6 protein-coding genes and 1 pseudogene are annotated in these 6,565 nt (G+C 71.4%); 2 read left to right on the top strand and 5 right to left on the bottom strand.

The window, feature by feature from the left end:
- The 3 genes from A8W25_RS06105 to A8W25_RS06095 all read right to left on the bottom strand — a co-directional run.
- Window positions 1-418: alcohol dehydrogenase catalytic domain-containing protein (locus A8W25_RS06105; protein WP_158942431.1), on the bottom strand; the 418-nt coding region annotated here is incomplete at its 3' end.
- Between the two features lie 116 nt (window positions 419-534).
- Window positions 535-1,044, bottom strand: a complete 510-nt coding sequence (locus tag A8W25_RS06100; protein ID WP_067157173.1) for a hypothetical protein — start codon at window positions 1,042-1,044, stop codon at window positions 535-537.
- A 148-nt stretch (window positions 1,045-1,192) separates the two neighbouring features.
- A complete protein-coding gene (locus tag A8W25_RS06095; RefSeq protein WP_067157170.1) occupies window positions 1,193-1,993 on the bottom strand; it encodes a uracil-DNA glycosylase in 801 nt (266 codons plus the stop codon).
- Window positions 1,994-2,288: 295 nt separating this feature from the next.
- Here A8W25_RS06095 and A8W25_RS06090 point away from each other — a divergent pair, with 295 nt between their 5' ends.
- The gene (locus tag A8W25_RS06090; protein ID WP_079125859.1) at window positions 2,289-2,795 is read left to right on the top strand and encodes a response regulator; all 507 of its coding nucleotides are present in this window, start codon (window positions 2,289-2,291) and stop codon (window positions 2,793-2,795) included.
- A gap of 42 nt (window positions 2,796-2,837) precedes the next feature.
- Here the strand turns inward: A8W25_RS06090 and A8W25_RS06085 are convergent, their stop codons facing one another.
- Entirely contained in the window at window positions 2,838-4,235 is a 1,398-nt protein-coding gene (locus A8W25_RS06085; protein ID WP_067157167.1) for a cysteine desulfurase, read from the bottom strand.
- Window positions 4,222-5,607, bottom strand: coding sequence for a family 2B encapsulin nanocompartment shell protein (locus A8W25_RS06080; protein WP_079125860.1), 1,386 nt, complete (start codon window positions 5,605-5,607; stop codon window positions 4,222-4,224). The genes A8W25_RS06085 and A8W25_RS06080 overlap by 14 nt, the downstream gene beginning before the upstream one ends.
- 630 nt (window positions 5,608-6,237) lie before the next feature.
- Here A8W25_RS06080 and A8W25_RS06075 point away from each other — a divergent pair.
- Window positions 6,238-6,565: pseudogene (locus A8W25_RS06075) on the top strand (sortase-dependent protein); the annotation flags it as partial.

Here is a 6,565-nt window from a genome sequence, read left to right as displayed (position 1 = left end):
GGTCCAGCTGGCGCACACCGTCGTACGCGGTCGCCCCGGCCACCGGCAGGGTCGCCGCGTCCGTGAACGTCAGCCCCGCCGGCTTGCGGGCGGTCACCGGGAGCGGCAGCAGCGCGTACTCGGCGTAGCCGCCGCCCACCGGATTGCCGAAGACGGCGTCCCCGACGGCGAAGCCCGTCACCCCGGGACCCAGCTCCGCGACCACGCCCGCCACCTCGCTGCCGAACACAGCGGGCAGCTCCGGCTCGGGCGACCCGGGCCTGCGCAATCCGCCGCGCAGCTTCCAGTCGACCGGGTTCACCCCGGCGGCCCGGACCGCGACCAGCAGCTGGCCGGGGCCCGGGCGCGGCCGGTCCCGCTCGATGAACGTCTCGGTCTCGGGCCCGCCGTTCCGGGTGTACGCGTACGCCTTGGGCATCTGCTGACTCCTCGCTCTCAGCAGCTCCAAGGTCCCTCCCGGTGTCGCTATTCCCGGGAGTGCGCGGTGTTCACACGAGCGCCACGGAGGCCGGGCGGAGGCCGGGGCACTCATGGCTAGCAGTTCGGCACATCACCACTGGCCCGCACGAACGCCGCGGTGGCCCAGCCCCCGGCGTCGCGCAACCAGTACCAGGTGCTGGTTCCGTTGACGTTCTCGCCGTGGGTCCTGCACTCGATGCGGGTCCGGCTGCCGGGGCTCAGGGCGACGACGACATCGGCCCTCAGGCTCGGGTTGTCGCGGACGTTCAGCTCGATGCGCGAGGTGACCGTGCCCCAGACCCGGCCGTCGTCGTGGTGGTCCCGGGAGTGACCGCGGTCGTGGTCGTGGTCGTCCCAGCGCCATCCGCCGCCGTGGTCGTCCCAGGGGCGGTTCCCGCCGTGGTCGTCCCGGATCCAGCCGCTGAAGTGGGCGTCCCACGACCAGCCGCTGCCCTGGCCGCGGTCGTGGCCGTCGCCCTGGTCGTGCGCCGGGGCCGCCGCCGCCGCGGTGGCGAACGTGCCCGTGGCGAGACCGCACGACAGCAGGGTCGCGGCGGCCGCTCGACGTATCCGTCCGGTGTGCATACCGGCTCCTTTCGTCGCTCCCGCCCCTGGTGGCATCCCTTCCACTACACACCCGGGCCGCGCGGGATGCGATCCGGCCTGGTGAGAGGCCGTTTCAAGGCCCCCGTGAACCGGTTTTCGGATCGGTGTTCAACCAAATGGGGCGGCCTCAGAGCCCCGACAGGCGCGCCGCCTCGCGGAACACCTCGACCAGCATGTCGAGCGTGAGGCGTCCCGTAGAGGTGTTGCGCCGGCTCGGGTGGTAACAGCCGAGCAGATGCAGCGGCCCACGGCCCTCGTCCGATGCGGCCAGCGTGACCTGGACGCCGTGCCCGAACTTCGGGCGGGGCCGCGGCACTTGCCAGCCCGCCGCGCCCAGTACCGGAAGCAGTGCCTGCCAGCCGAACGCGCCGAGCACCACGACCGTACGCAACCCCGGGCTCAGCAGCTCCAGTTCGGCCGCCAGCCACGGGCGGCAGGTGTCGCGCTCCTGGGGGGTCGGCTTGTTGTCCGGGGGCGCGCAGTGCACGGGTGCGGCCAGCCGTACGCCCCGCAGTTCGAGGCCGTCCCCGGCATGGGTGGCCTCGGCCTGGGAGGCCAGGCCCACCGCGTGCAGCGCGGCGAAGAGGAAGTCACCGGAGGCGTCGCCCGTGAACATCCGGCCGGTCCGGTTGCCGCCGTGCGCGGCCGGGGCCAGACCGACGACCGCCAGCGACGCGTCCGCCGGGCCGAACCCGGGCACCGGCCGTCCCCAGTACTCCCAGTCCCGGAAAGCCGCCCGCTTGGTCGCGGCGACCTCCTCGCGCCAGGCGACCAGGCGCGGGCAGGCCCGGCAGCGGATCACCTGGGCGTCCAGCGCGTCGAGAGTGCGGCAGCGCGGCGCCCGGTGCGCGGGGAAGGCGGGGTCGTCGGGCCCCGCCGACGGTCCCTTCGCCCCGCTCGGCCCCGCTGCCCCGCGCGCCTTGTCCATGCCCCCAAGCTAGGGGACCGAGGCCCGGCCCGCCGTCCCGCCGAGGCACGCAGAAGAGCCAAAAGAGGGAGTCACAACCGGCCGAATTATCCGACCGCAAAGAGCTCCGGGAGGCGGCCGGGGCGAGGGCGGGGATTCCGTTTGCGCTGGCGGACGCCCGTAGACGCCGACCGCCCCGGTACCGGGCCCCCCGGCGGCGGGCGCAGATGCCGTTGGCAGGTACCAAGGGCCTCCTGCGCTCGGCCCCGGTGCGCACTACTGTGAAAGTCCGGCTGCAGGGGAGTGTGGTTGGGACGTGGACAGTTCGTGGAAGATCCTTGTGGTCGACGACCGCGAGGACAACCTCTTCGCCATGGAGAGTGTGCTGCGTCCCGTGGGCCGCCCGATAGTGTGCGCCCGCAGCGGGGACGAGGCGCTGAAGACCGTGCTGCGCGGCGGCATAGCGGTGATCCTGCTCGATGTGCTGATGCCGAAGATGGACGGCCTCGAAGTGGTCGACTACCTCAAGCGCCTGGACCACACCCGGAACCTGCCGGTCATCCTGGTGACCGGCATCGGCCGCGACGACGACCTCGCGGCCCGCGCCTACCGCCTCGGCGTCGCGGACTTCCTGGTCAAGCCGGTGGAGCCGTGGGCGGTGCGCTCCAAAGTCCGTGTGCTGGCCGACCTGTACGTGGAGAACCAGCTGCTGCGGCGCCGCCTGGACTCGCTCGGCGCGCCGATGCCGCCGGTGCCGACCGTCCCGCCGCAGGCGCATCGGCCGCCGTGGCGGGCGGTCCGGGTGACGGACGACAGGCGTTGAGATCTGTCGTCCGTGACCCATGAGCCGACTGGCCGGGAGCATTCAGCCGGATGCCATCTGCAACTGACGCAACGACGCCACCAGTTGGTCCACCTCCTGTGACGTGTTGTAGAGCGCCAGCGAGGCACGGGCCGCCGACTCCAGTCCGTAGTGGGCCAGCGCGGGCTGCGCGCAGTGGTGGCCCGCCCGGATGGCGATGCCGTCGCGGTCCAGCCAGTCGGCGACGTCCGCCGGGTCGTGGCCCGCCAGCGTGAACGTCAGCACCGCGATCCGCTCGGGTGCGGCGCCCACCAGCTCCAGACCCGGCACCGTGGCCATGGCCTGCTGGGCGTAGGCCATCAGCCCCTCCTCGTACGCCGTGACGGCGTCGCGGTCGAAGGACCCCAGCCAGTCCAGCGCGGCCAGCAGCCCGATGACGCCGCCGATGTTGCCGGTGCCGGCCTCCATGCGGTGCGGGACGGGCGCGAACGTGGTGAGACCGAAGTCCACCGAGTCGATCATGTTGCCGCCACCCTGCCAGGGCCGCATGTCCGCCAGGACCTCCGGCTTGGCGTAGAGGGCGCCGATGCCGGTCGGGGCGAACAGCTTGTGCCCGGAGAACGCGTAGAAGTCCGCGTCCAGGTCCTGCACGTCGACCGGGAAGTGGGCCACCGCCTGTGCCCCGTCCACCAGCACCTTCGCCCCGTACCGATGGGCGAGCGCGGTCATCTCCTTCACCGGCGGGACGGTGCCGAGCACGTTGGAGGCGTGGCTGAGCGCGACCAGCTGGGTCCGCGAGGAGAGCAGGTCCGCGTACGCGGACTGGTCGATCTCCCCCTGCGGTGTCAGCGGCACCGGCACCACCCGGGCCCGCGTCTCCTTGGCGATCATCTGCCAGGGGACGATGTTGGAGTGGTGTTCCAGGACCGGTACGAGGATGTCGTCGCCGGGCCCCAGGTTGTCCCGGCCCCAGCTCTGGGCGACCAGGTTGACCGCCTCGGTGGTGCCGCGCACGAACACGATGCTCTCGGGGCCGGGCGCGCCCAGGAAACCGGCGACCGCCGCGCGCCCCGCCTCGTACGCCTCGGTGGCCTCGCGGGCCATGGTGTGGGCGCCGCGGTGGATGTTGGAGTTGGCGGCGCCGTAGTACGCGCCGAGCGCCTCGATGACCTGGCGGGGCTTCTGCGTCGTCGCCCCGTTGTCCAGCCAGACCAGCGGGTGGCCGTTGACCGTGCGGTGCAGGATCGGGAAGTCCTGGCGGGCGGTCTCGGCCGAGAAGGCACCCGGCACCGAGGGCCGCTGGGGCAGTCCCGGCTGCCCGGGCACGACCGGCTGTCCGGGTACGGCCGACTGCTCGGGGACGGTCGGCGGCACGGTGGCCGTGGCCTGCTGGGGCATCGGGGGCAGCCCCGTCGCCGGTGGCACCCCCGGCACCTGTCGGGTGAGGTCAGGAATAGTCATGGTAGTTGGACACCTCGACGTTCTGGAGCACGGCGACGGCGTCCTCGACCAGGACGGCCGTGTTGAAGTACGCGGTCATCAGATACGAGGTGATGCCCTTCTGGTCGGTGCCCATGTTCCGCATCGCCAGACCGGGTTCGACCTCGTCCTGGACGCTGGAGGGGCGCAGACCGACCACGCCCTGCTCCGCCTCGCCCATCCGCATCAGCAGGATCTCGGTCGTGCCGGAGCCCACGCCGCCGGCGAAGCGGACCTTGTCCGACGGCAGCAGCGGCACTCCGCGCCAGGTCAGCAGCGGGCTGCCGAACCGGGTGTCGGTGACCGGGGGCACGCCCCGCCGGGTGCATTCGCGGCCGAACGCGGCGATCGCCCGGGGGTGCGCGAGGAAGTACCCGGGCTGCTTCCACACCTTGGCGAGCAGTTCGTCGAGGTCGTCCGGAGTGGGCGAGCCGGTGCGGGCCTGGACGCGCTGCCCCGCCGGGACGTTGTTGAACAGACCGAACTCGGGGTGGTTCAGGAGCGCCGCCTCCTGCCGTTCGCGCAGCGCCTGGACGGTGAGGTTGGACTGTGCGCGGGTCTGGTCGATGGGCCCGTTGTAGAGGTCCGCGACACGGGTGTGGACGCGCAGCACGGTCTGCGCGAGCGTCATGTGGTACTCGCGCGGCGCGTCCTCGTAGTCGACGAACGTGCCCGGCAGATCCGGCTCGCCCACATGGCCCGAGGACAGGTCCACCGGCACCTCGGCGCCCGGCACCATGTGGTTCCCGGCGGAGTAGTCGTCCATGGCGGCCCGTACCCCCGCGTCCCGGTCGGTCAGGGCGGCCAGCGCGCTCCGCTCCGCGACCAGGGCCACGCCGGGCGTGAGCGCCTGCACGCGGTAGGGCATCGGCTCGGACCGGGTCCAGCTGTCGAGGTCGAAGAACTGGCCGTCGCCTATGACTTCGAGCAGCGCCTCCTCGCCGTACCGGCCGGTCATGCGCTTCTCGGCCCGGCCGCGCACGATCACCCACAGCCGGTCGGCCGGGTCGCCGCTCTGCACCAGGACCTGCCCGGACTCGAAGGAGACCTCGGTGAAGGCGCCGGCCAGCTCGGTCAGGAGCGCGTCGTCGGCGTCCCGCAGATACGGCACCTCCCGCAGATCGCCGGGGACGATGCGGTGGGTGCCGTCGTTGTCCGCGTACGTGGTGATGCGGTCGTCGCCGAGGACGAAGGTGCGGCGGCGGTTGACGCGGTACACCCCGGACTCGACGTCCACCCAGGGCAGCGCCCGTAAGAGATAGCGCGGGGTGATGCCGCGCATCTGCGGCGTGGTCTTGGTGGCGGTCGCGAGTTGCCGTGCCGCATCCGGGCTGAGGGACATCCGGTCGTTCACCACAGGAACCTCCTCGAAGACATGCGTGGCAACTGCCGGGAGGGCATGCCACACAGGAACGAGGACCGATCGTCTGCTCGCTTCGGGGCAGTCCACAAGACGCCATTCGGGGGCGTGCGGACGAGCCCGGCCTGAAACCGCTCATTCACTCCGGGGATTCCTGAAATGGAATCGGTCATTCTCTTGCGGGCCTTCCTGGTGGCTCCTGTGCGGACGTGAGCGGAACGGCTTTTCCGGATTCGTTGAAAGAAATTCAAATGAGCGGGAAAAGGCGTGATATGACCCAATGGCGACGCTATGAGCTCCTGAAAGTCCGGCTTATGACGGCCAATTACCGTAGGCGCTCCCCGGTATGGCGCGGGGTGACCGTCGGGAACAGGACAGGTGAGGTGTGTGATGTGGGGGACCGCTGCTTGGCCGTGGGACGGGAGCGGTACTGTGCGCGCACCGTCATTCCGGCGGTGCGGAACAGTGGAGGATTCTGTGACCGTAATCAGAGGAACGGGGCGTCGTCGTGGAGCGCTGATAGGGGCAGCCGCCGCGGGCCTCGTCGGCGTCGGCCTGAGCGCGGTGCCCGCGCAGGCTCACACCCCTGTCTGGAAGGTGACCTGTTCGGCCGTCACGGTTGACTTGACCAGGTACTCCGACGAGGCCACCAACACCGTGACCATCAAGACGGCGGACGGCAAGGACCTGCTGCCCACCGAGCAGTTCAAGGGCGAGTTCCACAAGAACCTCAAGCTCCCCGCCCACGACAAGGTGCTCACGCTCCACCTCATCGTGAAGGCGGGCGACGGGGACCAGTACTCGCGCGAGGAGACCAAGACGTCTCCCGTGTGCGACACGGTGCCGCCGACGAAGCCCACACCCTCGGGCAAGCCGTCCAAGCCCTCGAAGCCGACCCCGACCCCGTCGGCGAAGCCCAGCAAGCCCGCCCCCGCGCCCAGCACGTCCTCGC

This window comes from Streptomyces sp. ERV7, from assembly GCF_001653515.1.
Taxonomy (GTDB): Bacteria; Actinomycetota; Actinomycetes; order Streptomycetales; family Streptomycetaceae; genus Streptomyces.
The sequence above is the reverse complement of the archived record's forward strand: the minus strand, read 5'-3'. Positions and strand labels throughout refer to the sequence as shown.

Excerpts from the sequence above, each read along its gene's own strand:
- A8W25_RS06095 (WP_067157170.1), bottom strand. The coding sequence starts at position 1,993 with ATGGACAAGGCGCGCGGGGCAGCGGGGCCGAGCGGGGCGAAGGGACCG.
- A8W25_RS06085 (WP_067157167.1), bottom strand. The coding sequence starts at position 4,235 with ATGACTATTCCTGACCTCACCCGACAGGTGCCGGGGGTGCCACCGGCG.
- A8W25_RS06100 (WP_067157173.1), bottom strand. The coding sequence starts at position 1,044 with ATGCACACCGGACGGATACGTCGAGCGGCCGCCGCGACCCTGCTGTCG.